Annotated in this window: 3 protein-coding genes; all 3 read right to left on the bottom strand. The window is 29.5% G+C overall.

Annotated elements, in window-relative coordinates; translation table 11 throughout:
• Window positions 1-106: 106 nt before the first annotated feature.
• The 3 genes from J5G60_RS17425 to J5G60_RS17415 are packed head-to-tail and all read right to left on the bottom strand — an operon-like array spanning window position 107 to window position 3200.
• Complete coding sequence (locus J5G60_RS17425; RefSeq protein ID WP_150359002.1) at window positions 107-319, bottom strand: hypothetical protein; 213 nt, start codon at window positions 317-319, stop codon at window positions 107-109.
• A complete protein-coding gene (locus J5G60_RS17420; protein ID WP_150359001.1) occupies window positions 316-2019 on the bottom strand; it encodes a TaqI-like C-terminal specificity domain-containing protein in 1704 nt (567 codons plus the stop codon). The genes J5G60_RS17425 and J5G60_RS17420 overlap by 4 nt, the downstream gene beginning before the upstream one ends.
• A 29-nt stretch (window positions 2020-2048) precedes the next feature.
• On the bottom strand, window positions 2049-3200 hold the full coding sequence (locus tag J5G60_RS17415) for a metallophosphoesterase (protein ID WP_150359000.1): 1152 nt from the start codon (window positions 3198-3200) through the stop codon (window positions 2049-2051).
• Between the last annotated feature and the right edge of the window lie 80 nt (window positions 3201-3280).

Here is a 3280-nt window from a genome sequence, read left to right as displayed (position 1 = left end):
AGTCAATATATTTTAATAAAATAAGTTTGATAATATTCTTTACATATAAACACTATATAATTTATACCGCCTACATAGTTCGTTACATATCGAATATTATAATTGATCATTTATTTCTACACATGTACAGTATCACCAATATTATAACAAGTATTAAAAAAGGCAGTGAAAATACAATCTTCAAAATAATTCCTATTATGGCAATAATAAAGGCTGCTGCTATTACAAGTCCTACAATTGGAAGCATCACAATTCCCACTATAGACAATACCAAACACAAAGTTAATATCACAAATAAAATGCAAAACAAGGTTATCATAAATAATTCCCCCCATTTAATTTTCTGCCACCTTTTTTCCCATCTCTGCTATTTTGTACTTCATCCACTATAATATATCTGTACTTATAGTCAATATTATATAGGTTAAATACAGTTTCGTCTAATTTTTTTTCAAATCTACTTTTTTCCCCTTTTTCATACATTATTTTATTTACTAATTTTTCAACTTCACTCCTATATTCATAACTGCATTCGCATATGGGTATCCGATCCAAACTGTACTTTTTAATCTGGGGGGTCGAATTGGGATTTGTTATTAGAAAATTTAAATAGTACCATTGAATTAGGGTTGAATTTAAAATTCCCAGAATATAATAAATGGAAATTTTCCTGTTCTTGCCCACTATACCATACAGGGATTGTTCTATTATGCATCCTTCACAATCCAGTGCTGCTATCAGCTGGCTCCCAGTTTTCCTTATAACTATTTTATTTTTACTGGCAAGTTTTTTTATATCCTTGGTTCCTCCCTTTATATTCTCAGGTATAAAATCATAATAACAGCTGCCTTCTACCTTAAATTTTCTTATATTTTCGCCCTTTAATATTTTAACTTGGCTAGAGCTGATCTTATTTGAAGTCACTTTAGATCTATATCCTATGAATCCAGTAAAAGTACAGCATATGTCAGAAAGCATTTTACTGGATTTTTCAATACCTTCCTTTATAAACAGGCTCTCTGAATTATAGCAGTAAGAGAACTCAAAATTTAAGTTTTCCAGATATTTCTGCTGATCCACAGCATACATCCTCTTTTTACATATGTCTATATTTACTTTATTGTACATTCTGCAGCCATTTTCAGCTATAATAATCATGGAATCGGCATTTACTTCCGGAAATTTTATTTCAAAGACCAGATTCAATATGCTATAATTTTCAAGTAAATTTTTTCTAAAATCTCTGTAATAAAGATTACTGGCCAGTCTATCTGGAATTATAAATCCAAATCTTCCATGAGGTGTTAAAAGTTCCATAGATCTTTTTATAAAATATTCATATAAATTGGGTAAATACGTATTTCCACTATAATTCTCACTATAATACTTCGTCAGCTTATCCTCTTTTTTATATTTTCTGCTGAGGGATATCCATGGTGGATTTCCCAGTACATAGTCATATTTTCTCTTCCAGAATTCAGATATATCTCCGCAAATTTCTCCATTTTCATGTTCTTTTTCCCATTTTATCAAACTGTTGCAGCATATGATATTATATTTAAACTCAAAATCAATTCCACTTTTATTGCACAAATTTATTCTTGCCAGTTCTACGGCAAATTCATCTATATCTGCGCCGTATATACATTCCCTGAGTATATGATAGCCCAGGTTAGAGTACTGCCAATATTCACTGCCCTTTATATATCTGATTCCATTTTTATCTTCAATCCTATAATCTTCATCCTTAAAATTCTGTCTAATAAATTCTAAATTCTCGCTGAATTTTTTCATTAAAATTTCATACACTTTTATTAAAAAATATCCACTGCCGCAGGAGGGATCCAGCACCTTTACAAAAGGATTTTTTTTAACGTCCAAATCGGACATAATATTTTCCACTATATAATCCACTATATAGTAAGGTGTATAAAAACTGCCCTTTTTTTTTCTTTCTTCTAAACTCATAGATTTTTCATACTCTTCACCTAGCACAGTGTATTTTCGCTGTTTATCCATTGGAAACTGTCCTCCTCCTTATTGAACTTTCAATTCACGGCTCCTTTGAGAATAACTTCAACAATCTCTGATCTACTATGAATTCTTATAGGCGGACCCCAAGTTCCAAATCCCGAAGAAACTATAATATTAAATTTACCATCTTTTAAATATCCCCAATCAATCCTAAAAATTTTTTTAGTTATAAGATTTAAAGGATGAAGCTGACCCCTATGGGTATGTCCGGAAAACTGAACATCTATTCCTGCATTTTTACAATTTTCCAAATCTACCGGCCTATGATCTACTGCAATCAGTAATTTTGTCTTGTCACATCTATCCGTCAATTGAAATATATTTTTTCTCTCTTTACCTGTAAAATTCTTATAGGCAATATCGTTTCGTCCTATTATATAAAATCTATTATCTATACCTTCAAATTCATCTACCAAAAGTTTTATATTCAATCTCTTATACTCTTCTGTCATATACCCAGTATTTCTGCCGATATATTCATGATTTCCAAACACCGCATATACACCATAGGCGGAATCTATATCTTTTAATGGCGTCAGAATATCTTTCATTTCTTTCAAATCCACATCATCATCTATAATATCACCTGCTAAAATAACCAGATCAGGTTTCAATGAATTTACATTTTTAACTAAATTTTTCACTCTGCTTTTGCCCACTATTCTACCTGCATGAATATCAGATATCATCACTATGTTCAATTTTTCAATTCCATTTATATTTTTCTCAACTTGTAAATTATATTTCGACAGTCTTATTGAATTTGCATTATAAGTTCCAATTATTAAAATAACACATATTATCATCATTGAAACAGCATAAAATACAGCTCTCCATTTAATTCCATCTGAAATATAAGCAAAAGGCAAAAGATAGCAGGTCAATTTGATAATTTGAAATATTATCACAGCTATTATAAAATAAAAAATTACAGCTAGCCAATAGCATCCTATTAAGTAAAACATCTTACTTATAAATTCAGGCAGGATTTTTTTGAAAAATTTTCCTATAAAAAAGGACAATACAAGCAGCAAAAACACAATCCAATAGACATATGAATTTATAAAAGTCACAAAATATTTAAAAGTTTCAAAAACAGTTATACCAATATACAAATTTACACCGGTAAATATAAATACAGATAATATACCAATTACATATATCATAAAATCACCTTAACTTAATCGAACTTTCCAAATTAAATTTTCTCCTATAAAATATAGAAGATAATTGTATAATATTATAA

Origin of the sequence: Clostridium sp. HV4-5-A1G (assembly GCF_900184915.1) — a bacterium.
In the GTDB taxonomy this organism is placed as follows: Bacteria; Bacillota; Clostridia; order Clostridiales; family Clostridiaceae; genus Clostridium_B; species Clostridium_B aromativorans.
The sequence above is the reverse complement of the archived record's forward strand: the minus strand, read 5'-3'. Positions and strand labels throughout refer to the sequence as shown.